Source organism: Lentzea waywayandensis, from assembly GCF_900115955.1.
Taxonomy (GTDB): Bacteria; Actinomycetota; Actinomycetes; order Mycobacteriales; family Pseudonocardiaceae; genus Lentzea; species Lentzea waywayandensis.
Genome location: NZ_FOYL01000002.1, coordinates 109,310 through 134,318, shown reverse-complemented (window position 1 = coordinate 134,318; position 25,009 = coordinate 109,310). Strand labels below are relative to the sequence as shown.

Here is a 25,009-nt window from a genome sequence, read left to right as displayed (position 1 = left end):
TCGATGCGACACCCCGGCTCGTTGCTGAAGGAACTCGACCTCACCAAGGAGAAGTTCCTCGACCTCGTCTCCCAGGCCCGCGGTTTGAAACGCGCCAAGGCATCCGGTGTCGAGCACCCGGTCTTGACCGGCAAGAACATCGCCCTCGTTTTCGAGAAGAGCTCGACCCGCACCCGTTGCGCCTTCGAAGTCGCCGCCCACGACCAGGGCGCCCACGTCACCTACCTCGACCCGACCGGCTCGCACATGGGCCGCGAGGAGTCCATCCCGGACACCGCCAAGGTCCTCGGCCGCATGTTCGACGCCATCGAGTTCCGCGGCTTCGCCCAGGAGACGGTCGAGACGCTGGCCGAGCACGCCGGCGTGCCCGTGTGGAACGGCCTGACCGACTCCTGGCACCCCACCCAGATGCTCGCCGACGTCCTCACCATGAGGGAGCACTTCACCGGTCAGATCGAGGACGTCAAGTTCGCCTTCGTCGGCGACGGCCACAACAACGTCGCCCGCTCGTTGCTCATCACCGGCGCCCTGCTCGGCATGGACGTCCGCATCGCCGCCCCCGCCGCGCTGCAGCCGCCCGCCGACGTGATCGCCAAGGCCCACGAGCTGGCTGCCGCGAGCGGTGCCCGCGTGCTCGTCACCGACGACCCCGAACAGGCCGTCGCCGACGCCGACTTCATCTACACCGACGTCTGGGTCAGCATGGGCGACTCACCCGAGGCCTGGGACACCCGCGTACCCCTGCTGACGCCCTACCGCGTCACCGCCGAACTGATGAAGGCGACCGGCAAGTCCACCACGAAGTTCCTGCACTGCCTGCCGTCCATCCACGATCGCACCACCCAGGTCGGCCGCCGGGTCCACGAGCAGTACGGCCTTGACGGAGCCGAGGTCACCGACGAGGTGTTCTCGTCGGCCGCTTCGGTCGTCTTCGACCAGGCCGAGAACCGCCTGCACACGATCAAGGCGGTCATCGTCGCCGGGCTGGCCTCCTGATGCGCATCGTCGCGGCACTCGGTGGCAACGCCCTGCTGATGCGCGGCGAACGTGCGGACGCCTCCGTCCAGCTGCACCACGTCGAAGCAGCGGCGCGAGCCCTCGCGCCGCTTGCCGTCGAGAACGAACTCGTCATCTGTCACGGCAACGGCCCTCAGATCGGCCTGCTCGCCCTGGAAAGCGAGGCCGACCCGTCCCTCACCCGCCCGTACCCGCTCGACACCCTCGGCGCCGAAACCCAGGGCATGATCGGCTACTGGCTCGCCCAGTCACTGCGCAACGCCGGTGTTCGCAAGCCGGTACTCGCCGTCGTGACCCAGACCGTCGTCGACCCCGCAGATCCGGCGTTCGCCGCGCCGACCAAGTTCATCGGCCCGATCTACCAGCGCGACCAGGCGGACCGGCTGGCCGAGCAGAACGGCTGGACCATGGCGGCCGACGGCCCGCACTGGCGCCGCGTCGTCCCATCACCCGAGCCACTGCGGCTGGTCGAACAGGAGTCGATCGAACAGCTGGTGAGCGGCGGAACGGTCGTGGTCTGCGCAGGCGGCGGCGGTGCGCCCGTGGTCGACAACGGGCAGTTGCAGGGCGTGGAGGCGGTCGTGGACAAGGACCTAACCTCGGCCGGACTCGCGATCGCGCTGAAGGCCGACCGCCTGCTTCTGCTGACCGACGTGTCCGCTGTGATGTCCGACTTCGGCATGCCGGAAGCGGAACCCCTGCGCCACCTCGACGTGGACGAGATCGAGCACCTGACCTTTCCGGCCGGCTCGATGGGGCCGAAGATCGAGGCGTGTCGCCGGTTCGTGCGCGCGACGGGATCGATGGCGGCCATCGGCGCCCTTGCGGATGCGGAGGCGCTTCTTCGCGGCGACGCCGGTACTTCGGTTGGTCGGAAGCGGGTCGACAGCTCCCTGTGACCGCCGGACGAACGTCCTGAGCCGGCGGGGCCCTGTCCGGCAGGCGGACGGTGCTCCCCGCCGAGTTCGCGCCGGCCGGAATCGGCCTGGTGGTCGTCTTCACGCACGTTCGCGCCGGTTCACCCAGGGCCCCCCGAGCGGGTCAGGTCTCCAGCCATTCGGGCCGGGTCGAGGAAGCGGGGTCGAGCCGGTCGAGGATGCGTTCGTGGGCGGCGTGCAGCTGATCGAGCTGTACCGCGTCCAACGGGTCCACGACCAGCTCGCGGACCAGGGTGACGTGACCGGGTGCGGCCTGCTCGACGGCGGCCATGCCCGCGGCGGTGAGGACCGCGCGGCTGGCCCGGCCGTCTGCGGGGTCGGGCTCGCGGCGCAGCAGATCGCGGGCCTCGAGGCGCTTCACGACGTTCGACAGGCGTGACAACGAGGAACTGGTGAGCTGCGCGAGGCGGCTCAGGCGCAGGGCGTGGCCGGGAATCTCAGAGAGCATCGACAGCACGTGGTACTCGAAGAAGGTCAGCCCTGCGTCGCGCTCCAGCTGGGCGCCGAGGGTCGCGGGCAGCCGGGTCAGCACGCGCACCATGTCGAGCCAGGCCAGTCGTTGCTCCGCCGTCAGCCAGCGCGGTTCCTGCGAGTCCGGGGTCACACCCCCAATTTACTTGACGCTTGAACCATTCGCTCCTAGCCTCGGAGACAGAAAGTTCAAACTTGAACTATTTGGAGGCTGTCATGCGCGTCGCGATCATCGGTGCGGGCAACGTCGGATCCGGACTCGCCGGCGCTGCCGTCGCCGCGGGCCACCAGGTCACCGTCGCCGCCGCTCACGAGGAGAACGCGGTCAAGGTGGCCGAGCAGGTGGGCGGAACGTCCGCGGCGTCGGCGGCGGACGCCTCCCAGGGCGCGGACGTGGTGGTGCTGGCGGTGCCCGCCGGCGTCGCGGCCGACGTGCTCGGCGAGATCAAGGGCACCGGCGCGGTGGTCGTGGACGCGACCAACCCGCTCAACGAGACCTACAGCGACCTGACGACCAGCGGAACGAGCCACGCCGAGCAACTGGCCGCGGTCGTGCCCGGAGTGAGGCTCGTCAAGGCGTTCAACACGGTCTTCGCCTCCCGGCTGGGTGACGCGAGCGAGGCCGGCCAGCCGCTGGACGGTTACTACGCGGGTGACGACGACGCGGCCAAGCAGGTCGTGGCCGAACTGCTGACCTCGCTGGGCTTCCGGCCGATCGACGCGGGCGGCCTGCGGATGGCCCGTTCGCTGGAGGAGCTGGCCTTCCTGAACATCTCCCTCAACGCGCGCAACGGCTGGACCTGGCAGAGTGGATGGCGGCTGACCGGGCCGACTGTCTGAAAAGGACGGCTGACTTTCCTTCCGGCTTGAGGAGAACCATGTTCGCGTCCTGGTACGACCGGCAAGGTGCCGCCGCCGAGGTGCTGCACGTCGGCGAGCTGCCCGATCCCGAGCCCGGCCCCGGTGAGGTGCGGGTCGAGGTGCGACTGTCCGGAGTGAACCCCGGCGACACGAAGAAACGGCGGGGCTGGCTGGGTTCCTCGATGCCGTTCCCGAGGGTCGTTCCACACAGCGACGCCGCCGGAGTGGTGGACGCGGTCGGCGAGGGCGTGGACAAGTCCCGGCTGGGACGCCGCGTGTGGGTCTACGGCGCGCAGTCCTACCGAGCGTTCGGTACGGCCGCGCAGTACGTGGTCGTGCCCGAGCATCTGGCCGTGCCGCTGCCGGACCAGGTGACCGACGAACTGGCCGCGAGCCTGGGCATCCCCGGAATCACGGCCCACCGCACGGTGTTCGCCGACGGGCCTGTCGACGGACGGACCGTGCTGGTGCAGGGCGTGCTCGGCGGCGTCGGCTCACTCGCCGCGCAACTGGCCCGGTGGGGCGGCGCCACCGTCCTGGGAACCGTGACCAGGACCAGCGACCTCGACCTCGTCGACCCCGAGATCGTCTCGCACGCGACAGCCCTCGACACCCCCAGTGCGGCCGACGAGATTCGCGCGAACGCACCGGACGGCGTACATCGGATCGTCGAGGTGTCGTTGTCCGACAACGCGGACCTGGACATCGCCGTCTTGGCGAACGACGGCGTCATCGCCGCTTACGGCACGCGCGCCGACCGCACAGAGATCCCGTTCTGGCCATTGCTGTTCGCCAACGCCACGGTCCGGCTGTTCGGCAGCGACGACTTTCCCGCCACCGCGAAACGAGCCGCAGCCCGCGACCTCACCGCGGCGGCCGCCATGGGTGCGTTGAAGGTGAAGGTCGGGCAGTTGTTCCCGCTCGCCGAGATCGCGGCGGCGCACGAGCGGGTCGACGCGGGCGGTCGCGGCCGCGTGCTCGTCACCGTTCCTTGACCGGCTGCACCTCGAAACCCGCGGCAGGCTAGTTTGCCTCGGTGAGTCTCCTCGATGACGTGGCCGAGCGCGATGGTTGGCGCTGCTGGGTGTGCGACGAACCGGTCGACCCCGACATGTCGGTGAACGACGCGCGAGGGCCCAGCGTCGACAGCCGGACCGCCGACCGGAAGGCCAAGGTCGCCGAGCGGCTCGCGCACCGCGGGTGCAACAGCCGCAAGGGCGCGGTCAAGGTCGTCATCGCCTGGCCCGACCGCCTGCACGTGGTCGAACCCGCGCCTCTGATCACCGTGGCCGGGCGGCTGGAGCGCAAGGGCGGCCGCGAGATGGTGGCCCGCTGCCCGACCAAGCAGGACGCCCAGGAAGTCGTGGAGTGGCTGGAGGACCGGTTCTCCCGGCTCGTGCCGGGGCTGCCGGTGACCGCCTCGGTTGAGGCGGGCGGAGGCCAGTTCCTCGTCGTGCTGGCCACCGGACGTCGCTGATCGCACGCGCGGGTGCACGACTCCGCGAGATTCGCCGATGGTCGGGCCACGTCTCGTGCTTTGGACTGATTTGTCCTGGCCCGCGAACGTACGATGACGTCGTGTTCGCCTATCTGCGGTCGGTGTGGGCCGAGCCCCGTCCGGTGCGCGCGGCGGCGCGGCTGTGGTGGGACTGGGCGCTCGTCGCCGTGCTCCTGCTGGTCGCGGTGCTCGAGACGGTGCTGCGCCCGGAACTGAACTCGCGGATCGGCTCGCTGGTCGTCGCGGCGGTGCTGCTGCCGCTGTTGTTGCTGCGCCGGAGCAGGCCGCTGCTCGCGGTCGCCGTCGCGTTCGGCGTGGCCGCGGTCGCCTCGCTGGTGTTCCGGGGCGAGCCCGAGCTCAACGTGACGGTGTTCATGGTGCTCTTCCCGTTCTCCCTGTTCCGGTGGGGTTCCGGGCGGGAGGCGGTGCTCGGGCTCGCGATCATGCTCGGCAAGGTCGGGCTGTCGGTGGTGCTCGGGTTCATCAGCGTGAGCGAGGCGGTGGGCGGGAGCGCCGTGCTGGGGACGGCGTGCGCAATCGGAGCCGCGGTGCGGTATCGCGGACGGGCGCGGGCACGCGAGCTCGAGCAGGTCAAGCTGCTGGAACGGGAACGGCTGGCACGGGATCTGCACGACACGGTGGCGCACCACGTGTCGGCGATGGCGATCCGGGCCCAGGCGGGGCTCGCGACGGCGGCGTCACGGCCGGAGGCGGCGACCGAGGCACTCGGCCTGATCGAGTCGGAGGCGTCGCGGGCGCTCGCCGAGATGCGCACGATGGTGCGAGCCTTGCGCCACAACGAGTCCGCGGACCTGGCACCCAGCCCGACCGTCGCCGACGTCGCACTGCTCGCGAGCCGCGGCACGCCAGGGCCGGAAGTGGACGTGCGGATCGACGGTGCCGTCGACGACCTCCCGAAGTCGGTGGGAACCGCGATCTACCGGCTCACCCAGGAGTCGGTCACCAACGCGCGGCGGCACGCCCGGCACGCCACGCGCATCGAGGTGAGCGTGGTCGTCGGTGGCTCGTCGGTGCACCTGCGGGTGAGCGACGACGGCGACGCCCGCGGCCCTGCCGTACGCGGACACGGGTTGATCGGCATGATGGAGCGCGCCCACCTGCTCGGCGGCAGCTGCGAGGCAGGCCCGAACCCGGAACGAGGCTGGACCGTGACCGCCGTACTGCCACTCACCGGGGCGCGCGGATGAGCGTCCGGGTCATCGTCGCCGACGACCAGGAGATCGTCCGCACCGGACTCTCGATGATCCTCGACGCCCAGGAGGGCATCGAGGTCGTCGGTGCGGCGCCGGACGGACGGCAGGCCGTGGAACTGGCCCGGCGGCTGCGGCCCGACGTGTGCCTGTTCGACATCCGGATGCCTGGAATCGACGGCATCGAGGCCACCCGCCTGCTCGCCGGGCCCGGCGTCGCCGACCCGCTCGCGGTCGTCGTGATCACCACGTTCGACCTGGACGAGTACGTCTACGCCGCGCTCCGCGCGGGTGCCAGGGGCTTCCTCCTCAAGGACGCCGGCCCCGCCCTGCTCGCCCAGGCCGTTCACGCCGCGGCCTCCGGCGACGCCCTGATCGCCCCCAGCGTCACCGCCCGGCTCATCGAGGCGTTCACGGACGTCGAGCCCGCCGATCGCGTCGTGCAGCCGATCGAACCGCTCACCGAACGGGAGGAGCAGGTGCTCGCCGCCGTCGCGGGCGGGCGCACCAACAGCGAGGTCGCCAAGGAGCTCTACATCACGCTCAGCACGGTCAAGTCCCACATCGCCAGCCTGATGGCCAAGATCGGTGCGAGGAACCGGGTCGAGATGGCGATCTGGGCCTACGAGACCAAGCGCGTCCGGAGCGGATTCCGGCGGTAGTCAGCCGAAAGTACGACGACCGCGCCACACCATCGGCCGAGATGATCGCGGCCCTTCTTCCGATGAGCCGGCACCGCCTCGCGCGCCACGCTCTGGGGCATGACCTCCTCGACCAAGTGGGACAGGCTCATCCCCGCGGCGATCATCCTGTTCAGCGTCATCCCGGTGCTGGGCGGCGCTCTCCGGCTGGGTGAGCTCGGCGGCGGCGCGGAGATCACGCCGGACAACGCGCGGTTCTTCGCCTCACCCGTGCCCGTGGTGATCCACGCCATCACCTTGAGCGTGTACTGCGTCCTCGGGGCCTTCCAGTTCGCTCCCGGCCTCCGCCGCCGCAGACCGGCGTGGCACCGGGCGGCAGGGCGCCTGTTGGTCCTTTGTGGACTCTTTGGGGCGTTGTCGGGTCTGTGGATGACCGTGTTCTACCCCAAACCCGCCGACGTGGGCGTCCTGCTCACCGGCATCCGGCTGGTGTTCGGCACGGCCTGGGTGGCGTTCATCGTCCTCGGGTTCGCCGCCATCCGCCGCCGGGACGTCACCGGGCACCGCGCCTGGATGATCCGCGGTTTCGCGATCGGACTCGGCGCCGGCACCCAGGCGGTGACGCTGACCGCGTGGCTCGTGGCCGCCGGCACGCCCGACCGCCTCGAAAAGGCGTTGCTGATGCTCGCCTCCTGGATCGTCAACCTCGCCGTGGCGGAGTGGATCATCCGCCGCCAGGCGAAGCCCGTTCGCGCGGCCGCACAGGTCCGCGCCACTGTCAGGGGGACCCGATGAAGGCAGTCGTCCAGGACCGGTACGGATCGCCGGACGCGTTGGAGTTCCGCGACGTGGAGCCACCGGCGGCCTCAGGCAACGAGGTGCTCGTGCGGGTGCACGCGGCCTCGGTCAACGCCTACGACTGGCACGTCATGCGCGGAGACCCGTACCTGGCGCGACTCACCGGCGTCGGGTTCACCGGTCCCGGCAGGAAGATCCGCGGCCGCGACTTCGCGGGCAGAGTCGAGGCCGTGGGCCGGGACGTGCGGCGCTTTCGGCCCGGCGACGAGGTGTTCGGCGACCTCGGCACCGCCGACGGGGCGTTCGCCGAGTACGTGTGCGTGCCCGAGGACCTCGTCGAGACCAAGCCCGCCAACCTGACGTTCGACCAGGCCGCCGCGGTGCCGCTGGCAGGCCACACCGCGCTGAAGGGACTGCGCGACATCGGAAAGCTCCAGGCGGGCCAGCACGTCCTGGTCAACGGAGCGTCCGGAGGCGTCGGCACGTTCGCCGTGCAGATCGCGAAGTCCATGGGTGCCACCGTGACCGGCGTGTGCCGCACGAGGAACGTCGAACTGGTGGCATCGCTCGGCGCCGACCACGTCGTCGACTACACCGAGGACGACTTCACCAGGAACGGCACGCACTACGACCTGATCTTCGACCTGGTCGGCAACCACTCGCTGACCGGGCTGCGGCGCGCGCTCGCCCCCGGCGGGACGATCGTGCTGTCCGGCGGGGGAGTGTTCAGCGGCGGCAGCCTCGTCGGCCCCATGTGGCTCATGATCAGGGCGAAGCTGCAGGCCCCGTTCGTCCGAGACCGGATTCACGTCCTCACCACGACGCCGGACGGGGAGATCCTCGCGGCGCTGCGACGCCTCGCCGAGTCGGGAGCCTTCACGCCGGTCGTCGACCGCACCTACTCACTGGCCGAGGCGTCCGACGCGGTCCGCTACGTCGAGACCGAACACGCCCGCGCGAAGGTCGTCATCACCGCGTGACGAACTCCCGGGCCTACCATCCGGGTGGGACAGCCGATCTCCCGGAGGACGACCTTGACGCGCCACACGTTCACCACCCCGATCGAGCTCAACGGCAAGACCGCGACCGGGCTCCGCGTCCCGGCGGACGTGGTCGAGGCGCTCGGGCAGGGCAAGAAGCCCAGGGTGCTCGTGAGGATCGGCGCCCACACCTACCGCAGCACGGTGGCGGTGTACGGCGGCGACTTCATGCTGCCGCTCAGTGCCGCCAACCGGGAGGCCGCGGGTGTAGCCGCCGGTGACACCGTCGAGGTGACGCTCGAACCGGACCTGGCGGAACGCACCGTCGACCTGCCCGACGACCTCGCGGCGGCGCTGGACCGCCACCCCGAGGTCCGTGCCGCGTTCACCGCGCTCTCCTACAGCAACCAGCGGCAGCGGGCCGAGGCGGTCGCGGCGGCGAAGCAACCCGAGACCCGCGCGCGGCGCATCGAGAAGATCATCGCCGAACTGTCGTGACGCGCGGCACACAGGGTCTGACCAGCCACGCGAGTTCCTGAGGGGCAAATCCGGCAGGGGTCAGGGAAAACCCTGATGGCAGGGTGCCGGACCACGGGCAGGCTGGAGTCGTCAAGGGAGATCCGCAGTTCAAGGAGAGTTATGAGCGAGTCCAAGGCCGAGCCCACCCGCAACCCCGTCGACTCGGTGGTCGACGCCGTTCGGGGGCTGGTCAGCGAGGGCATCAACCGTCGCGTGGTCGTGCGGGACAGCAAGCACGACGTGGTGCTGGAGGTGCCGGTGGCTGTCGGGCTGCTGGCGGCGTTCGCCGCTCCGGTGGCCACGACGATCGGCGCCGGTGCCGCGCTCGTCGGCAAGTGCGAGATCAAGCTTGAGGACCGCCGCCGGCCCGGCAGCCAGCCGGCCACGACGGTCGACGGGGAGCAGGTCTAGTCACCGGCCACGGGTTGTCGCGGCGGCGGGGGACGTCCATTCCGTTGGGAGGCGGAGGGACGGTTGCCGGAACGCCGCGCAACCCGTCCGGAAACGGGTGACGAGGTGCGTCACCCGCGGCGCATCAGGCGCTGGGCGAGGCGCGGACCCAGTCCGGTGAACGGTGGCTGGGCCAGGCGGAGCGTGTCGAGCGCGAGCGGCTTGCGCAGCACGGGCTTGAGGTGCGAGAAGGTGCGCCAGGAGTAGGTGCCGTGATAGGCGCCGATTCCGCTGGCGCCGACCCCGCCGAACGGCAGGCCGGTCGCGGCCACGTGGATCAGGCCCGCGTCGTGGACCACCGCGCCGGACGAGGTTCGTTCCTCGAACAGGCGGCGGGTGCGGGCGGAGGAGCTGAACACGTACAGCGCGAGGGGCTTGTCCCAGTTGTTGATGACGTCGATCGCCTGGTCGGCGTGCTCGACCGCGACGACGGGCAGGATCGGACCGAAGATCTCCTCCCGCAGGACCGGGTGAGCCGCCTCCGGGCCGACGGCACGGCCTTCGGCCACGACGACGGTGGGCGCGATGTATCGCTCCGCCCGGTCGTGGTCGCCGCCGACCACGACATCTGTGCCGTCCAGCAGTGACACGAGGCGGTCGAACTGCCGCTCGTTGACGATGCGGCCGTAGTCCCCGCTCGCCCGCGGATCGGAACCCCACAGGTCCTCGATCGCCCTCCGCAACGCCTCGACGAGCGCGGGGATCCGGTCCGGCGTGGTCAGCACGTAGTCGGGGGCGACGCACGTCTGGCCGGCGTTGGTGAACTTCGCCCACACCAGGCGCCGCGCGGCCTGGTCGAGGTGGGCGTCGTCGTCGAACCAGGCCGGCGACTTGCCGCCCAGCTCCAGCGTCACCGGCGTCAGGTGCTCGGCCGCGGCCCGCATCACGATCCGGCCCACGGCGCCGCTGCCGGTGAAGACGATGTGGTCGAACCGCTGGGCCAGGAGTTCGGTGGTCTCCTCGACGCCTCCCTCGACGACGCGCACGATGCCGTCGGGGAAGTACGCGGGCACGAGCCTCGTGATCAGCGCGGACGTCTCCGGCGCGAGCTCGCTCGGCTTGAGGACGGCCGTGTTGCCCGCGGCCAGGATGCCGGCCAGCGGGTCGAGCAGGAGTTGCATCGGGTAGTTCCACGGCGCGATCACCAGCACCACGCCGAGCGGTTCGGACACCAGCCGGGCCCGCGCCGGCCACAGCGCCATCGGCACCGGGCCACGGCGGGGACGGGTCCACCTCCGCAGGTGGCGCAGCGTGTGGTTGATCTCCGCCAGCACCACGCTGATCTCGGTCAGCTGCGCCTCGCCGGCGCCCTTGTGCAGGTCGCTCCACAGGGCGGCCTCGAACGCGGGCTGGTTCTCGGTGATCATCGCGCGCAACGCACGGAGCGCGGCGGCGCGGGCGGCGCGGGAGCGGGTGGCGCCGGAGTCGAAGACCTTGCGCGCGTCGGACACGACCGCGGGGATGGCACCTGTCGTCGTGGGCATGTCCCCACCCTACCGCAATACGAAACAGATCCTTTTCGTTTCTCGACCGGTACAGTGGACGGGTGACGACGAAGGCCGCCGCGCAGGGGCGCCCGAAGGACCCGCGGGTGGACGCCGCCCTGATCACGGCCGCGATCGAGGTCCTCAACGAGGCGGGATGGGCCGCGTTCACCACCACCGAGGTCGCGCGGCGGGCCGGCGCCTCCACCGCGTCCCTCTACCGCCGCTGGCCGTCCAAGCAGGCGCTGGCCGGCGCCGTGGCCCGGCACATCGCCCAGGCCGAACTGAGCGGGATCGACACCGGCTCCCTCGAGGGCGACGTCCGGGAGCTCCTGGCGCGCAAGCGCAGGATCCTCGAAGCGGCCACCGGCCCCGCGCTGCTGTCGCTGATGGGCCAGGCCGCGCACGACCCGGAACTGCGGCAGATCCTGCACGACGACGTCTACCTCGCCGTCCGCGACCAGCTCGGCGCCCTGATCGCCCTGGCCGTCCGCCGCGGCGAACTGGCCCAGAGCATCGACGGCGCGCAGATCGACGTCCTGACGCTGGTGCTGATCGGTACCGCCCTGGCCAGGTCGGTCTTCGTGGCGACCGACGCCCCTCACGCGGCCGAAGCCGAGCTCCGCATGCTGCTCGCCGTGATCACCGGGGCCTGACCTCAGCAGTTCGCGCGCAGCAGCACGCCGGTGGTGCCGGGCAGGCCGACCGAGGTGACGGACCTGCCGTCGTGGTCCTGGTAGGTGCGGTTGAGCGAGACCGCGATCTCGGGGCTTCCGGTCGGGTTGGCGTTGACCAGCGCCATGCCGCAGGTGAAGTCCCTGCGGTAGACCTTGTCCGCGATCGTCCGGTAGGCGCCGGCGGGGTGCCCGAGGTTCCAGTCGTACTCGGCGTGCCACGGCGCCGGGCCCGCATAGCCGTCGGTCTGGGCGATCTCGGCGATCGCGGCGTGCCCGCTGGTGGTCATGAACATGCTGGCCAGCGCGTACCGGAAGGCCTTCGTGTCACCGGCGTCGAAGTGCGGCTGGACCCAGGTCATCTTGCCGCTCGTCTCGTTGGCGGCGATCTCGGCGACCTGCCTGCGCCACCCCTCCGGGTAGTCCTCCAGCAGCCTGTCGCTGGAGAACGTCAGCCACCACTCGTCGAACCCGCCGTCGAGATAGGAGCCGTAGGCGTCCCAGCCGCCCGCGTGCAGGCGGGCGTTGGTCAGGTTCGCGACCGAGAGCAGTCCCGCGGCCGTGAATCCGCTCCTGACCTCGGCGAGCATGCCTTTGTAGGCCTCCTGGAACGACGCGTTGTCCGGATACTTCGCCGGGCACACGCCGGGATGGTGGGCGTCGCACGTGTACAGGGCGTTGTCGAGGAACACGCCGTCGAATCCCGTGGACTTGGCGCTCGTCACGACGCTGCTGACCCAGGCTTTGCGGTAGCCGGGATTTCCGGCGTCCATCTGCTCGTGGCCTTCGTAGCCGGAGTAGGAGAGTTCCTCTCCGTCGGGTCCTTTGAGGAACCAGTCCGGGTTGGACTCGCGGACGGCGCAGTAGCCCAGTCCGGCGGGCAGATGTGTGTCGTCCTTGCCCTGCTTGCACGCATAGGAGCGGGTGGACGAGAGATCTTTGTAGACGTACACCCTGACCTTGGGGTTCGCGGCTTTGAGCTTGCGCAGGAGATCGCCCTCCCACGCGTTCAGCACGACGTGCGCGCGGCGCTTGGCCTCGGTGGCGATCGTGGCGTCGTCCACCGGCGTGCTGTTGAGGTGCAGCCAGAACGACTGGGTGCGTGCCACGGGGGCGACCTCGCCCGTGGGTGCGACAAGACCGGCGAGCAGTGCCACCACCGGCAGAATTCCCCGTACCTTGCCTGCTTTCTCCAGCATTGTTCCTCCGCTCGGAAGATCTGCGGGCGGAGTACCCGTTCCGAGACGTGGAGGTGTCGCTGAAGCCGGAAATCACCTGTTGCGGTGCGGCGTTGTGAAGAAATGACACCGTGCGTACGACTGTCCGACCTGGACGGGTGACCGTCAGCCGAGCAGCCCGGCGAACGTCCTCGCGAACAGGTAGGCGTCACCCGGCCAGCGCGCCGACACGTAGTGGCCGTCCCGCACCACGAACGCGGGCCCGTCGTCGGTCGCGGTACCGCGCCTGCTCAGCTCGACCGGCCCGCGCTCGAACACCGCACCTGCCGCCACGACCTCGTCCTGCACGTACGCGGGATAGGTCCGGTAGTACCGCCCGCGCAGCCACGCCGTCGAGAAGTACGCCGCCCGTTCCATGTACTTCGGCAGGCACGTGGTGCGCCGCCCGTCCAGCACCCCGGCGCGGGCGAGCACGAGCACACCGTGACAGATCGCGCCGACCGGCCGTCGCAACGCCCAGAACCGCGCGACCACCTGCTGAAGCTCCACCGAACCCAGGTACTGCCGCATGCCCGGAGCGTGCCCGCCGGGGAGCACCAGCCCGTCGAACTCCTCCGGCACCACCGACCCCCACGCCAGCGGCGCGCGGTAGGCGGGGGAGTCGAGCATGTCGCGGTAGAACGCCTTCGGCTCGGCCTCGGCGCCGAGCTTGCCGAACACGACACCGGTCAGCAGCAGCGGATCGGCCTGCGGCGCGGTGCCGCCGCGTTCGGTCGCGAAGACGACCTCGTGCCCGGCGTCGGTGAGCACCCGCCACGGCACCGCCACCTCGGTGACGTCGAAGTCCTGGTCGGGCAAGGGAAGCAGCACGCGCATGGGCTGATCCTGCCACGAAGCCCAGGCGGGCCGTGGCCGCCAGAAACCCTCCCACCGGCTCGCCGCTGCCCCGGAAGCAGACGATGATCGTCGCTACGTGGCAGGCGACGGCGAGCACCGTCACTCGCCTGAACCTGGTCAGGGCAGGCTGGAGATCACGGCGCCTTGGTGTCCTGATGATCACTGGGGTTGACCGGAGTCGTCGTGGTGGGGCTGCCCCCACGGTCCTGTCAGGGATGAAGCCCCGGCCCCGGTCCCGTGCTGGGTGCGATGGGGGTCGGGCTGAGCGCGGTGTCGTCCTCGCCGTCCTCCAGCAGCGTGGCGGCCGCGCCGACGACGCGCACGTCCGGGGTGCCGATCACGCCGTTGTCCTTGTCGTCGTAGTCGAAACGGGCGAGGACGCTGCGCATGGCCTCGATGCGGGCCCTTTTCTTGTCGTTGCTCTTGACCACGGTCCACGGTGCGATCTCGGTGTCCGTGGAGCGGAACATCGCGACCTTGGCCTCGGTGTAGTCGTCCCAGCGGTCCAGCGACCTGATGTCGTTCGGGCTGAGCTTCCACTGCCGCACCGGGTCGATCTGGCGGATGACGAACCGGGTCCGCTGTTCGGTGCGCGACACCGAGAACCACAGCTTCACCAGCAGCACGCCGTCCTCGACGAGCATCCGTTCGAACTCCGGAGCCTGCCGTATGAACAGGTCGTACTCGGCTTTGGTGCAGTACCCCATGACGTGCTCGACGACGGCGCGGTTGTACCAGGACCGGTCGAACAGAACGATCTCTCCCGCGGTGGGCAGTTCACGGACGTAGCGCTGGAAGTACCACTCGCCGCGTTCCCGTTCGCCCGGCTTGTCGAGGGCGACCGTGCGCGCGCCGCGAGGGTCGAGGTGTTCGGTGAACCGTTTGATGGTGCCGCCCTTGCCGGCGGCGTCGCGGCCCTCGAAGAGGATGACGAGGCGCTGCCCGGTCTCGGCGACCCAGTGCTGGAGTTTCAGCAACTCGATCTGCAACAGCCGCTTGAGGTGGTCGTACTCGGAGCGGGGCATCCGTTCGGTGAACGGGTAGTTCTCCCGCCAGGTGAGCACCTCCTGGCCGTTCGCGTCGAGGAGCACCGGTTCGTCGTTGTCGGGGAACTCGGCGGTGTAGCCCTCGGAGAGCAGCTCTACGCTGTCGACAGTCACGAATTCGTACATACCCGACGTAACGGCGGCGAAACCAGACGCTGCGGTGCCTCGCGGCGTACGCGGACGATCTTCACGCAGCTCAAGCCGGCAGAGGGTTCGCCCGCGTCCAGTCGTCGACGTGGAAGGGCGACGTGCCGCTCGGCATAGCGGTCGACGCGTGCGGCACGACCTCGCCCGGCAGCCGGCCGTCGGTCATGCCGAGCCGGTCGCGGTAGTCCGAGACGAACGCCTCGGCGACCTCGTCGGCGGTCAGCGCGGGGACGTAGTCGGCCAGGCCCGCGATGGAACTCTGCCGCAGGTCGTAGCCGAGCGCCTCCGACACGTCCGTGATCACGGCGCGCACCCGGTTCGAGACGACGACCTGCACGACCGTGCTGAACAGGGAACCCGTGGCGGTGACGCGCTGCGCCGAGCCCACGACCTTCGTGTCACCCCCGACGTTGATGCTGAACTCGCCGGGGCAGTACTCGCCGTCCACCTCGCCGATCCGGGCGTCGACGTCGCCGAGCCCGCGCAGCACCCGGACGTGGCTGTCGGCGTTCGCGGCGAACGTCGAGCGGCCGGCCTGGCGGATGTCCGTGGTGGCGTCGAGGTGGTCGATCACGACGGCGCCGCTGTCGTAGGCGACCATCCGCCCGCCCGGCGACCGGACCACCGGCTCGAAACCCGCCTCCCGGGCCAGTTCGGTGGCCTTGGTGATGCCGGGCGAGCGGAGGTCACGGCCGCTGAACGCGACGGTGGGGCTTCGCGGCACGTAGATGTGGACGAGCTGCGACCACGCCGGGTCGGGGGTGCGCAGCAGCAGCGCTGGGATCACCAGGTCGGTGATGGCGCCTCCGGTGCTTCCGGAGACCAGCAGGCGTGGGTGTTGAGCGGTCGGCACGCCGTGATTCTCGACCACGACCCGCTCAGCCCGCCTCGCGGTACGCCTTGCCTGCCTCGTTCGGGGTGCCGCCGGGCGCGTAGAGGCCGGTGCCGGGTTTCTCGGCGGGCAGCGCGAACCAGGCGTAGCGCTCGACGTACGGGAGGCCTTCCATCATCGTGCTGGACCCGCGGGCGAACGCCGCGAGCTGGGTCTGGGTGGGAAAGCGCGCCGTGCCGCCCGAGAAGTCGATGAGCGCGTACTCGGTGAGCCACACCGGTTTGCCGTACCGCGCGTGCACCGCGTCGAGGTAGTTCTTCAGGTGGCCGACGGCCGCGTCGCTGAAGTCGGAGCCGTACCAGTGCACCGCGATGAAGTCGACGCGCAGACCTCGCTGGGCCGCGCCGGTCATGAACCGGTCGAGCCAGCCGCCCGCCTTGTCGCCGCTGTGCGCGACGGCGGGACTGCCGAGCCGCAGGCCGGTCGCCGCGAGCTTCGGCCACAGGTCGAGCGCCTGTTCCGGGGTCATGTTCGCCTGCTCGGGGAAGTCCGGCTCGTTGAACCCGAGCAGCACCTTGCCGTTCGCCTTCGCCCTGGCCAGGGTCGCGTCGTCGGTGAACTTCGTGCCCCAGATCATCGGCACGAACTCGACGTTCGGCGGCGTCGCGATGCCGTCGGGCTGCGCGGCCCAGTTGTAGTACCAGCCCGCGCGGACGTCCGTGAGCGCCTTGCCGACACCGTCGAAGTTCCAGGTGCTGACGCCCTTCTTCACCGACGCCGTGACAGGAACCGCGGGCGGAGCGGGCTTGGTGGCCGTCGTCGTCGAGGGCGGCACCGAGGACGACACCGACGACGGCGGAACGGTCGTGGGAGGCGGTGTGGACATGCTCTGGGTGACGGCCGGGATCGCGCGCGCGACCGGTTCCTCACCCGACGGCAGCACAGCGACCACAACGCCCGTCACCAGAACCGTCGCCGCCGCGGCCGCGAGGGACTTCGCCAGCGTGCCCTTGAGGAACAGGCCGATCTTGCCGCCGGTGACCGGGCTCGCGGTGACCGGGGAGACGACCAGTGTGGACGGATCGAACACGAGCGCGGCGGGCAGCGGCACCAGCGGCAGCCGCGCGAGCAGCCCTTCGACCGACGCGAGGTCGTACCCGCACCGTTCACATCGGACGCACTCCCGGCTGTGCCGGGCGATCCGCTTGCGCCACAACGGACTGGGCTCACCGTCCCACTCGGCGACGACGTCGGCCAGTTCCGGACAGCGCGGCGTGCGCTCCAGCGTCCGCACGACGATGCGCGCGGCGTCCAGCTGGGCCTTGACCCGCTGCACCCGCACGGCGGTGTGCTGCGGGGTCAGCTCCAGCGCGTCGGCGACCTCCGTGCGGGTCAGTCGCCCGGCCGCCTCCAGCCACCACAGCGACAGCAGTTCGCGCTCGTCCTCGCTGAGCCACCGCGTGGCCGCGACGACCTCACGGCGCTGCCCGGACAGCTGGAGGCGCATGATCGTGAGGTCGACGAAGTCCGCGCCGGGATCGGCGACGTCCTGCGGCACCGGACCGGTCACCGGGACGCGGTGACGTTCGCGGTGCCGCAGGCGGATCTGGTTCATCGCGATCACGACGAGCCACGACCGGAACCCGGCGGGATCACGCAGCCCGGGCAGCCCGTGCACCGCGCGGAGCATGGTCTCCTGGACCACGTCGTCGGTGTCCGCGTGACCGCCGAGCGCGTGCCCCACGATGTTGTAGACGAGGGGCAGGTACCCGCTCACCAGGTCGTCCAACGCGCGCTGGTCGCCGTCCCGCGCGGCCACCACCGTCGCGACGCCGGGTTCCTCCGGTACTGCCATGCCCACCTCACTTGCCGGTCCAGGGTCTGCTGACCAGGAGATGTCCCCGGCGCCCGGCGATAACAGAAACTTCCTGGGCTTTGTAGCCGACGGCGGTGGTTCCGACCAGTGCCAGGTCGAGGATGTCACCCCGTCCGCCCGCCGGACCATGATCGTGCGGCCGCGGCGAATTGCCGGTTCCGTCCCACGATCAGCGCTGCCACCAGGCAATTGAGCGGGCTAACGTAACGCGATGTGCGGCGAACAGGTGGCGAGGTAAGGATCCTTGGGCCGGTCGAGGTGTGCGGCCCGCACGGCCGCGCGGTGCTGACCGGTGCCCGGCAGCGCAGCATCGTCGCGGTGCTCGCCCTGCACGCGGGCACGCCGGTCGCGGTCGACCGTCTCGTGGACGTGCTGTGGGGAGACGATCCGCCGCGCACGGCCGTGAGGTCGTTGCACAGTCATGTCGCGCGCGTGCGGCAGGCGCTCGCCGACTGCGGGATGCCCGGCGCGCTCATGACCAAGCCGGGCGGCTACCAGCTCGACGCGGCCGTCGACGCGGCGGCGTTCGAGCGAACCAGGGACCTGAGCCTGTGGCGGGGTGAGCCGCTGGAGGGCACCGAGCTGTTCGGGTGGGGCCGCGCGGAGATCGATCGGTTGCGGGAACAGCGGATCGCCGCGCTGGAGGCGTACTGGGGTGATCGGCTCGACCGCCCGAACGCGATCGAGGAGCTGGAACGGCTGGTGGTCGGCCATCCGACCAGGGAACGGCTCGTCGGCCTGCTGATGCGGGCGTTGCACCGCGACGGCAGGCACTCCGACGCCCTGGAGGTGTTCCGAAGACTCAGGGACCGGCTCGCCGACGAGCTGGGCGTCGATCCCGGGCCTGACCTCCTCGCACTGCACACCGCCATCCTGCGCCGCGATCCCGTGCTGCACAGCGCGAAACCCGCCCAGCTGCCCGCCCGTGCCGGCCACTTCACCGGTCGCGCGGCCGAGTTCGCCGCCCTCGCCGGCCTGCCACCGATCGTCGTGGTCTCCGGTGTCGCCGGGGTCGGCAAGACCACGTTCGCCGTCGAGTGGGCGCGTCGCGTCGCCGATCGCTTCCCGGACGGGCAGGTGTTCCTCGATCTGCAACGACTCACTCCGGCCCAGGCGCTGACGGAGATGCTGCACAGTCTCGGCGTTCCCGCGGACCGGGTCCCCGCCGATCCGGCCGCGCTGTACCGGACCCTGTTGCACGGCAAGCGTGTTCTCATCCTGCTCGACGACGTCCGCCGCGCGCGGGACGTGCTGCCGCTCGTGCCCGGCGACCAAGGGAACCTGCTGCTGATCACGAGTCGCGACACGCTCTCGGCGCTCGGCACGCGCCACGCCGTGCACACCGTGAGCCTCGATCTGCTCAGCGAGCCGGAGGCATGCGACCTGCTGGCCGACATCCTCGGCGAGCCCAGGGTGCGCGCAGAGTCCGACGCGACCGCCGAGCTGGTCGTCCACTGTGGACGACTGCCGCTGGCGTTGCGCATCGCGGCCGCACGGCTCGCGATCCGGCCCGGCAGGCGGATCGCCGACCTCGTGCGCGAGCTGACCCGCAACGATCCACTGGACGTGCTGACGGTCGACGGGGACGACCGCACGGTCCGCACCGTGTTCGCCAGCGCGCACCGCACGCTCAGTCCGCAGGCGGCCCGGCTGTTCCGCGTGCTCGGCGAACATCCAGGGGCGAACTTTCCCGCCGACCTCGCCGACGCGATGGGACCGGGACTCGACGAGCTCGTCGCGTCGCACCTCGTCAGCGAGACGGGCAACGGCCGGTACGCGCTGCACGACCTGATCCGGTTGTTCGCGAGGCAGAGCGGCGACATCGGTGACGGGGTGGAGCGCCTGCTCGACCGCTATCTCACCATCGCCCACGCGGCCGGTGAGGTCCTCAACCCGCGCCACGATCTCGTGACCCGGCCGCACTGCGACGACCTCCCGTTCGCCGCCGACCGCGTCGAAGTGCTTGCCTATCTCGACGCCGAACGCGACAACGTGCTGCACGTGATCCGGCTGGCGGCACGGTCCGGCCTGCATCGCGAGACGTGGCAGCTGGCGTACCTGCTCACGAGCTACTTCGAGGCCCGCGGCAACTGGGCGGCGCGCGTCGAACAGTGCGAGCACGCCGTGAAGGCCGCCCGCGCGCTCGGCGACCAGCGCGCTGAGGCCGAGATGCTGCGGGGACAGGGCATCGCGCTGCAGATGACGTCCCGCATCGCCGAAGCCATGGTGGTGCAACGGCAGGCGCTCGTCCTGGTGCGCGAGGCGGGCGACCTGCGCGGGGAAGCGCGGCTGCACAACAACATCGGCAACGCGCACTCCGAGCTGCGCGAGTTCGGCCTGGCGCTGGAGTCCTACCGCGCGGCGATGGAGGTGCACGGCGCGGCGGGTGACGAGGTGGGCGTAGCGCTGGCCCGGCGCAACCTCGGCTACACCTACGTCCGGATGGGCAAGCCGGATTTGGCGGCCTCACCGCTCTTCGCGGCGCTGGAAACGTTCCGCGCCAAGGAGAATCCGCGGCTGGAAGCGGCGACGCTGATGTCGCTGGGCAACGCCTTCCACCAGCTCGCCGACCTCGAACCGGCGCTGCGCTTCTTCGGTGACGCGCTGCGGATCAGCCGGGAGGTCACCGACCACCGCTTCGAGGCCGACGCGCTGACCGGTCTCGGGGTGACCCAGCTCGCGCTCGGAGATCCCGCCGTGGCAAGGGAATGCCTGACCGGCGCACTCGTGGTGTGCCGCGCTCTCGGTGACGGGCACCGCGAGGCCTCGACGTTGCGCGAGCTGGCCGAGGCCGACCTCGCGCTCGGCGACCTGGCCGCCGCCCGCGACCACCTCGTGGCCGCGGTGGCGGCCAGGACCCAGGCGCCGGACGAGTTCGAGCTGGCCCAGGTCCACCGCACGTTCGCCGGCCTGGAGGGCCGGTGCGGGCGGTGGACCGAGGCCGCACGGCACTGGGCTCAGGCCGTCACGCTGTTCACCTCTTGCCGCCGATCGTGAACACGGCGACGCGCTTGCCGATCTGGCCCGGCTGCACCGAGGTGATCTCCAGCGTGAACTTCTTCTGCTGCTCCGTCACGCGCAGCACCTTGTACGGCACGCCGGCCTGGCTCTGGCCCGCCTTGATGGTGACCGTTCCGCGAGGCGTGGCCTGGTAGTCCTCACCCTGTTTCGCGGTGCCGTCGACGAACCTGTAGGCCACTTCGACGTTCTGCTGCGCCGGACCGTTGCGCAGCTTCAGGATCGCTGTGTAGGAGTCCGCCGACTCGTGCACCGGCCCGTCTATCGCGTCCACGACGACCGGGCAGTCCGGCGGCTCGCACCCCGCTGCTCCGTGTGCGGGCACGATTCCCAGCAGAAGCAGCAACAACACCATGATGGTCTTCATTGACAACCCTTTCGGTGGGTCCGTCTCCGAACAACGGAGACGGACCCACCGGGGTTGATACTCAGTCCTTTTCGTTGATGAGGTATTGCGCTCCACCGAGATCCGTGCCCTGGACGTCGGTCTGGCGCACGTGCAGCTCGGCCGGTCCGGCCTCCTTGTCGGTCGCGAACGTCAGCGCCGTCTCGATCCGCTCGTCAGCCTTGAGCACCAGCCCGTCGAAGCGCGCCTTGGTGTCGACGATCTGGAACTGCGTCTCGCCGACCTGCTTCACGCCGACGGCCCTCCCGCCGGCGGCCTTCCAGCGCGCCGTGAGCTCCTGGCCGAGGTCGATCGTCGTGGTGCCGTCGAACGGCCGGTGCTGCTCGAGGATCAGGTTCTGCCGGGCGTCGACGCGCTCGGGGTTGCCGATCGTGTAAGGCACGCGGACGGGTGCGAACGGGCGCACCCGCACGGAGTCGACGTTGCGCCACGCGATGTTGTTGTTCCGCTGCGCGTTGAGCTGGGTGTTGGCGCCCTCGGCGAACGTCATCGGGTCGGCGTTCGACACCCAGCGGGCGAGCAGGCAGAAGTGCGCGGGGCCGGGGACGTTCCAGCCGGGCCAGGTGATCATGACGGTGGTGCCGCCGACCGGCACGCTCGAGCCCGCGGTGCCGATGTAGGTCCAGCCGCCCGGCCACGCCGTGCCGCCGCCGAGGTTGCTGCGGTACAGGTGAAGGTTGCCGTCGACGAAGCCGATGGCGCCCGGCTTGCGTCTCAACGTGACGAACACGTAGTTGTTCACGCCCACCACGGGGTTCTGCGACACCGCGCACAGCACCGGCGTCGAGCACACCTTGATGTCGGGGCTGTAGTAGATGCTGCCGGCGCTGGGCTCGTTGCCGATGTCGCCGACGTTGTCGCGCACGAAGACGTCACGTTGGAACGTAGTGGCGCTCACGGCCGGCGCGACGAGCGTCGCGACCGCCAGCAACCCCGCCAGCACCGTTGCCAGTTTGGCTTTCACCATGTCCTCCATCGGTTGTGGTCTGCCGATGTGAAGGAGTACCGCCGTGCTGTTGTGGCGAGGTTGTCGTGCTGTTGTCCGGGTTCAGCCGACCAGGCGACGGCGCCAGTCCAGCGGCGTGACCGTGATCGACCGGCCGGGGTCGCGGTTCCACACGACCGGGAGGCCTGCCGCTTCGAGGGCGGCCACGACCTCGTCGCCGATGGCCGTGGTCGTCTCGGACGAGCCGTCGAAGCCGCCGTAGAGGAGCGTCAGTCCGTGACCGGCCGCGGCGGACTCCGTGCACTGCGAGTGGAAGTAGACGAACCCGCGTGCGTCCGGCCCGGCCTCGCCACCGATCTCCGCCTGGCCACAGCTGCGGCAGCAGGTGAAGTTCTCGCGGGCGGTGATGCCGTTGTGCTGCAAGGCGGTGAACGCGCGGGTGAGCCGTTCGGGGTCGGTCTCGCCCTGCCAGGACCGCTGCTGCGCGACCCGTTCCAGCCACAACCGGTCGGCCAGCGCCTGCGCCTGCTCGCGTGACACCGGCCTGCGGTCCTCGGTGACCAGGTAGTCCTCCGCCAGTTCGGCGAGTTCGGCGCGGGAGCGGTACCCGCCCGCCAGCGCTTCGCGGACGCGGGTCTCCAGCTCCTCGTGCTCCTTGTCGTCGAGGTCGAGCGGCGGAACCTCGGGAGCAGGCGGGAGGTTCAGCGGCGACCAGGCCAGGCCGCTGTCCCACCCGGCCTCCTGGCGGGCCCAGCCCGTGAGCGCCGCGATCACGGCCTCCGGCCGTTCGGCCGTCGTCTCGAAATGGCGATCGGCGGCACCGTCGCGGTGCTCCACCGAGTAGTCGCCGCCGGCCTCCTGCCAGACCTGGGCGAAGACGTCTGGCAGGTCTGGCACCCGCTGGAACACCAGGAACCGGTCCCCGTCGCCGCCGATGCGCTCGACCAGCCCTGCCAGTTCGTCGGAGGACACGCGGACGTGTCGTTCCCCGGTCTCCGCGCGCACCACGATCTCCAGCATGCGCAGACTCTATTAGGGCGGTCCGACCCTGTTCTCCGGCCCGCGGCCGTCTCTAATACGGCCCCACGAGCCGGTATCCGGGCCAGAGCTCGGCCCACGGCGCCCGTGGACCTCGGCACACCGAGACGGTCCGGCCCTGTTCCCTGGTCTCCAGTCCGTAGCCGTTGTCGATGCGCGCCACCGCCGTGCACTCGCGGAAGTCCCGTGCCAGCCGGTCGTCGTCCACACCCACCGCGATCACCACGTCCGCCGTGGCGGGCGGCGGTCCGCGGAAGTACAACTCGTTGTGCCCGCTGTAGATCCGGGGGAGCGGGTGGTCGTCCCGCATCCAGTGCAGCGCGCCCGCCTCGCCGAAGTTCCGTGTCAGCACGACGGCGCGCGGCTGTTCCTCTGCAGGCAGTGCGGCGTAGGCGTCGGCGACCTGAGCGACGAGTCGCGGCCAGCCGACGGTCTCCTCCGTGAGGCTCGTCAGCGTGTATCGCGCGGCCATCCGTTCCGGCCACACCGGCAGGATCAACGCCGCCTGCAGCACGGCGAACACCGTCAGCACCGTCACCGCCGCAGGCCACCGTGCCCGGCCTCGGGACAGCCACCCTGCCGCGACCACGGACCCCGCGGCGACCAGCGGCACCAGGTAGCCCTCGGTGTAGTCGATGCCGCTCGGCGCGAGGGCGAGCACCAGGGCCGTGCCGACGAGGTAGGCCACCGCGAGTGCCCGAGCCGGACGCCACTGCGGGCGGCGGAGCAGACCGGTCAGGCCCGCCACCAGGATCGGCGCCACCGCCGGCCCGACCAGGATCGCCACGTCGAAGGCGAACAGGATCCCGTCCGACCAGGTGCCCTCGGCCAGCGACCGCGCCATGACGAGCTGCGGCCAGCCGTTGACCGCCTGGTAGACCAGGTTCGGCGCGCTGATCAGCAGGGTCAGACCGGCACCGGCCCACAACCACCGGCTGCGCAGTTCCCGGCGCGGGCCCACCAGCAGCAGCGCCACGACCAGCGTCAACGGCAGCAGGAGAACGACGTACTTCGCGTACGTCGCGACCCCGCACGTGACACCCGCGGCCAGCCACCACCGGCCGTCCCCGCGCAGCAACGCCCGCAACGCGAACAACGCCACCGCGCACCAGGCGACCAGATCCAGGCTGTTGGTCAGCAGGAAGTGCCCCATGACGAGCACGGTCACCGAAGAGGCCGTCGCGGCCGCCGCGAGGACCTGCGCGCTGCGCCCGCCGCCGAGTTCCGCGGCGATGAGAGCGGCGAGCACCACGACCGCCACGCCGCACAGCAGGGCCGGCATCCGGACGCCCTGCACCGTGTCGCCGAACAGCAGCGCGCCCGCCTTCGCGAGCAGCGGTGTGAGTGGTGGCTGGTCGAAGTAACCCCAGCGCGGCTCGTCGCCCAGCATCCGGAAGTACAGCTCGTCGGCGGTGAGCCCGTAGTTCCCGGCGACCGCGAACAGCAGAGCGGTCTGGATCGCCGCGATCACCGCGACCGGACGTCGTGCGAGCGGTACCGCCGTTCTGGTCCGCGTTACCACGTCCTGCGGTGCCGTCACCGGCATTTCGCTCCTCCTCCGGTAGCGGGCGAAGGCGATGCTATCGACGTTATCGGCTTTTTCTATTGCTCCGATCGGAAGCATTTGTTTCGCGGTGAATTAAACATCTAGATGACTGAGTCGTCTGGAGGGCCTGTCATAGCACATTGCGGTGGCGAGGCGGCGTTCGGCGAGTGGCCATCTCATTTGGCCTGAGTGGTGCAAAGCCCTGCGAAATGGCGTTGCGGTCGTGTAGTGGCCAAAACTCGATGTATTTTTCCCGGGTGATCACTACGGGTGTTTGGTCGGGTGCGGGACGTGACGACATGCCAGGTGGTTGCCCGTGCGCGTATACGCGGAATCGATGAAATTTACATGATTGAAATTGGACTGTTCGGCGGATTCATGCTGGTTCTGAGCCTGGCTAATCTGCGTTAGTCCACTTCAGGTGGCACGGGGGTTTCTTCGGGGTGGGTGCTTGTCGCGGTCGGACGAGAAATGGTGCCTGTAATTGGGGGACGTGTACCACTTCGTTCGCGCGCGCGTTGGAAAGGTGCTCCTCCG

24 protein-coding genes are annotated in these 25,009 nt (G+C 70.4%); 13 read left to right on the top strand and 11 right to left on the bottom strand.

The features are described 5' to 3' along the window. Positions 1-3 precede the first annotated feature (3 nt). Together argF and BM417_RS05545 are read left to right on the top strand one after the other, a co-directional pair. A complete protein-coding gene (gene argF / locus BM417_RS05550; protein ID WP_093588704.1) occupies positions 4-996 on the top strand; it encodes an ornithine carbamoyltransferase in 993 nt (330 codons plus the stop codon). Beyond that, complete coding sequence (locus BM417_RS05545) at positions 996-1,916, top strand: carbamate kinase (RefSeq protein WP_093588703.1); 921 nt, start codon at positions 996-998, stop codon at positions 1,914-1,916. Before argF ends, BM417_RS05545 begins: the two co-directional genes overlap by 1 nt. A 142-nt stretch (positions 1,917-2,058) precedes the next feature. Here the strand turns inward: BM417_RS05545 and BM417_RS05540 are convergent, their stop codons facing one another. Continuing rightward, positions 2,059-2,559, bottom strand: coding sequence for a MarR family winged helix-turn-helix transcriptional regulator (locus BM417_RS05540; RefSeq protein WP_245821719.1), 501 nt, complete (start codon positions 2,557-2,559; stop codon positions 2,059-2,061). Between the two features lie 20 nt (positions 2,560-2,579). Here BM417_RS05540 and BM417_RS05535 point away from each other — a divergent pair, with 20 nt between their 5' ends. From BM417_RS05535 to BM417_RS05495, 9 genes are all read left to right on the top strand, one after another. Continuing rightward, positions 2,580-3,266 carry an NADPH-dependent F420 reductase gene (locus BM417_RS05535; protein WP_407656083.1) on the top strand — a complete coding sequence of 229 codons (687 nt, stop codon included), beginning with the start codon at positions 2,580-2,582 and terminating at the stop codon, positions 3,264-3,266. A 38-nt stretch (positions 3,267-3,304) separates the two neighbouring features. After that, complete coding sequence (locus BM417_RS05530) at positions 3,305-4,282, top strand: NADPH:quinone reductase (protein WP_093588701.1); 978 nt, start codon at positions 3,305-3,307, stop codon at positions 4,280-4,282. Positions 4,283-4,323: 41 nt separating this feature from the next. Then, a complete protein-coding gene (locus BM417_RS05525; RefSeq protein ID WP_093588700.1) occupies positions 4,324-4,764 on the top strand; it encodes a hypothetical protein in 441 nt (146 codons plus the stop codon). 101 nt (positions 4,765-4,865) lie between these two features. Next, positions 4,866-5,993: a sensor histidine kinase gene (locus BM417_RS05520; RefSeq protein WP_093588699.1), complete on the top strand. Its 1,128-nt coding sequence runs from the start codon at positions 4,866-4,868 to the stop codon at positions 5,991-5,993. Next, positions 5,990-6,658: a response regulator gene (locus tag BM417_RS05515; RefSeq protein WP_093588698.1), complete on the top strand. Its 669-nt coding sequence runs from the start codon at positions 5,990-5,992 to the stop codon at positions 6,656-6,658. Before BM417_RS05520 ends, BM417_RS05515 begins: the two co-directional genes overlap by 4 nt. A 99-nt stretch (positions 6,659-6,757) precedes the next feature. Continuing rightward, the gene (locus tag BM417_RS05510; protein WP_093588697.1) at positions 6,758-7,432 is read left to right on the top strand and encodes a DUF2306 domain-containing protein; all 675 of its coding nucleotides are present in this window, start codon (positions 6,758-6,760) and stop codon (positions 7,430-7,432) included. Continuing rightward, the gene (locus BM417_RS05505; protein WP_093588696.1) at positions 7,429-8,415 is read left to right on the top strand and encodes an NAD(P)-dependent alcohol dehydrogenase; all 987 of its coding nucleotides are present in this window, start codon (positions 7,429-7,431) and stop codon (positions 8,413-8,415) included. Before BM417_RS05510 ends, BM417_RS05505 begins: the two co-directional genes overlap by 4 nt. Before the next feature lie 54 nt (positions 8,416-8,469). Continuing rightward, positions 8,470-8,913 carry a YdeI/OmpD-associated family protein gene (locus tag BM417_RS05500; RefSeq protein WP_093590687.1) on the top strand — a complete coding sequence of 148 codons (444 nt, stop codon included), beginning with the start codon at positions 8,470-8,472 and terminating at the stop codon, positions 8,911-8,913. A 141-nt stretch (positions 8,914-9,054) separates the two neighbouring features. Further along, positions 9,055-9,345 (top strand): DUF4342 domain-containing protein, encoded by a 291-nt coding sequence (locus tag BM417_RS05495; protein WP_093588695.1) that lies wholly within the window; start codon positions 9,055-9,057, stop codon positions 9,343-9,345. Between the two features lie 110 nt (positions 9,346-9,455). Here BM417_RS05495 and BM417_RS05490 read toward each other — a convergent pair whose 3' ends face one another. Further along, positions 9,456-10,868 carry an aldehyde dehydrogenase family protein gene (locus BM417_RS05490; protein ID WP_093588694.1) on the bottom strand — a complete coding sequence of 471 codons (1,413 nt, stop codon included), beginning with the start codon at positions 10,866-10,868 and terminating at the stop codon, positions 9,456-9,458. Positions 10,869-10,930: 62 nt separating this feature from the next. Here BM417_RS05490 and BM417_RS05485 point away from each other — a divergent pair, with 62 nt between their 5' ends. Further along, the gene (locus tag BM417_RS05485) at positions 10,931-11,524 is read left to right on the top strand and encodes a TetR/AcrR family transcriptional regulator (protein ID WP_093588693.1); all 594 of its coding nucleotides are present in this window, start codon (positions 10,931-10,933) and stop codon (positions 11,522-11,524) included. Between the two features lie 2 nt (positions 11,525-11,526). On the opposite strand, the gene BM417_RS05480 is transcribed toward BM417_RS05485, so the two are convergent. From BM417_RS05480 to BM417_RS05460, 5 genes are all read right to left on the bottom strand, one after another. Then, positions 11,527-12,741 (bottom strand): putative glycoside hydrolase, encoded by a 1,215-nt coding sequence (locus BM417_RS05480; protein ID WP_093588692.1) that lies wholly within the window; start codon positions 12,739-12,741, stop codon positions 11,527-11,529. A gap of 144 nt (positions 12,742-12,885) precedes the next feature. Next, positions 12,886-13,596: a type 1 glutamine amidotransferase domain-containing protein gene (locus BM417_RS05475; RefSeq protein WP_093588691.1), complete on the bottom strand. Its 711-nt coding sequence runs from the start codon at positions 13,594-13,596 to the stop codon at positions 12,886-12,888. A 230-nt stretch (positions 13,597-13,826) separates the two neighbouring features. Then, complete coding sequence (ppk2, locus tag BM417_RS05470; protein ID WP_407656082.1) at positions 13,827-14,777, bottom strand: polyphosphate kinase 2; 951 nt, start codon at positions 14,775-14,777, stop codon at positions 13,827-13,829. A gap of 82 nt (positions 14,778-14,859) precedes the next feature. Next, positions 14,860-15,663, bottom strand: coding sequence for a lipoyl protein ligase domain-containing protein (locus BM417_RS05465; protein ID WP_143138524.1), 804 nt, complete (start codon positions 15,661-15,663; stop codon positions 14,860-14,862). A gap of 25 nt (positions 15,664-15,688) precedes the next feature. Next, positions 15,689-17,497, bottom strand: a complete 1,809-nt coding sequence (locus BM417_RS05460) for a sigma-70 family RNA polymerase sigma factor (RefSeq protein WP_093588688.1) — start codon at positions 17,495-17,497, stop codon at positions 15,689-15,691. Positions 17,498-17,731: 234 nt separating this feature from the next. On the opposite strand from BM417_RS05460, the gene BM417_RS05455 reads away from it, so the two are divergent. Then, positions 17,732-20,515, top strand: coding sequence for an AfsR/SARP family transcriptional regulator (locus BM417_RS05455; protein WP_245821718.1), 2,784 nt, complete (start codon positions 17,732-17,734; stop codon positions 20,513-20,515). On the opposite strand, the gene BM417_RS05450 is transcribed toward BM417_RS05455, so the two are convergent. The 4 genes from BM417_RS05450 to BM417_RS05435 form a co-directional block, all read right to left on the bottom strand. Next, complete coding sequence (locus BM417_RS05450) at positions 20,493-20,903, bottom strand: Calx-beta domain-containing protein (protein WP_093588687.1); 411 nt, start codon at positions 20,901-20,903, stop codon at positions 20,493-20,495. The two genes, BM417_RS05455 and BM417_RS05450, sit on opposite strands and share 23 nt — an antisense overlap. Positions 20,904-20,964: 61 nt before the next feature. Then, complete coding sequence (locus tag BM417_RS05445) at positions 20,965-21,906, bottom strand: hypothetical protein (RefSeq protein WP_143138523.1); 942 nt, start codon at positions 21,904-21,906, stop codon at positions 20,965-20,967. 84 nt (positions 21,907-21,990) lie between these two features. Further along, positions 21,991-22,908, bottom strand: a complete 918-nt coding sequence (locus tag BM417_RS05440) for a DUF6891 domain-containing protein (protein ID WP_093588685.1) — start codon at positions 22,906-22,908, stop codon at positions 21,991-21,993. A gap of 52 nt (positions 22,909-22,960) precedes the next feature. Beyond that, positions 22,961-24,472 (bottom strand): ArnT family glycosyltransferase, encoded by a 1,512-nt coding sequence (locus BM417_RS05435; RefSeq protein ID WP_177320303.1) that lies wholly within the window; start codon positions 24,470-24,472, stop codon positions 22,961-22,963. Positions 24,473-25,009: the final 537 nt, after the last annotated feature.

Bases quoted from the DNA above. Each gene is read 5' to 3' on its own strand.
- BM417_RS05440 (WP_093588685.1), bottom strand. From the start codon at position 22,908: ATGCTGGAGATCGTGGTGCGCGCGGAGACCGGGGAACGACACGTCCGC.
- BM417_RS05505 (WP_093588696.1), top strand. From the start codon at position 7,429: ATGAAGGCAGTCGTCCAGGACCGGTACGGATCGCCGGACGCGTTGGAG.
- BM417_RS05460 (WP_093588688.1), bottom strand. From the start codon at position 17,497: ATGGCAGTACCGGAGGAACCCGGCGTCGCGACGGTGGTGGCCGCGCGG.
- BM417_RS05490 (WP_093588694.1), bottom strand. From the start codon at position 10,868: ATGCCCACGACGACAGGTGCCATCCCCGCGGTCGTGTCCGACGCGCGC.
- BM417_RS05495 (WP_093588695.1), top strand. From the start codon at position 9,055: ATGAGCGAGTCCAAGGCCGAGCCCACCCGCAACCCCGTCGACTCGGTG.
- BM417_RS05450 (WP_093588687.1), bottom strand. From the start codon at position 20,903: ATGAAGACCATCATGGTGTTGTTGCTGCTTCTGCTGGGAATCGTGCCC.
- BM417_RS05435 (WP_177320303.1), bottom strand. From the start codon at position 24,472: ATGCCGGTGACGGCACCGCAGGACGTGGTAACGCGGACCAGAACGGCG.
- BM417_RS05530 (WP_093588701.1), top strand. From the start codon at position 3,305: ATGTTCGCGTCCTGGTACGACCGGCAAGGTGCCGCCGCCGAGGTGCTG.
- BM417_RS05480 (WP_093588692.1), bottom strand. From the start codon at position 12,741: ATGCTGGAGAAAGCAGGCAAGGTACGGGGAATTCTGCCGGTGGTGGCA.
- BM417_RS05475 (WP_093588691.1), bottom strand. From the start codon at position 13,596: ATGCGCGTGCTGCTTCCCTTGCCCGACCAGGACTTCGACGTCACCGAG.
- BM417_RS05545 (WP_093588703.1), top strand. From the start codon at position 996: ATGCGCATCGTCGCGGCACTCGGTGGCAACGCCCTGCTGATGCGCGGC.
- BM417_RS05515 (WP_093588698.1), top strand. From the start codon at position 5,990: ATGAGCGTCCGGGTCATCGTCGCCGACGACCAGGAGATCGTCCGCACC.
- argF (WP_093588704.1), top strand. From the start codon at position 4: ATGCGACACCCCGGCTCGTTGCTGAAGGAACTCGACCTCACCAAGGAG.
- BM417_RS05510 (WP_093588697.1), top strand. From the start codon at position 6,758: ATGACCTCCTCGACCAAGTGGGACAGGCTCATCCCCGCGGCGATCATC.